General features: G+C 63.5%; 1 pseudogene. It reads left to right on the top strand.

Features of this window, described 5'->3' with window-relative positions:
- Positions 1–266 (top strand): annotated as a pseudogene (locus EOD29_RS32365) (phosphonate ABC transporter, permease protein PhnE); the annotation flags it as partial.

Here is a 266-nt window from a genome sequence, read left to right on the forward strand (position 1 = left end):
GCGGCGACGACCGCATGGAAGTGACGCCGAGCCGCGTCGACGTCTATATCGGCGGCAAGCTCTATCCCGTGACCGTCACCCGCGATCGTGCCTCCCTGCCGGCCGATGCGCCTTCCCAGATGGAGCAGGACGACAACAAGGTGATCGTCTATTACGGCTTCGCGGGACAGGCGGAAATCCGTACCAGCCAGGTCTATGTCCAGCGCCGCTTTCTCGGCTGGGCGAACTTCTTCTTCGATACGCAGTCGCCCTTCTGGGGCCGGAAC

Origin of the sequence: Mesorhizobium sp. M1A.T.Ca.IN.004.03.1.1, from assembly GCF_003997555.1 — a bacterium.
Taxonomy (GTDB): Bacteria; Pseudomonadota; Alphaproteobacteria; order Rhizobiales; family Rhizobiaceae; genus Mesorhizobium.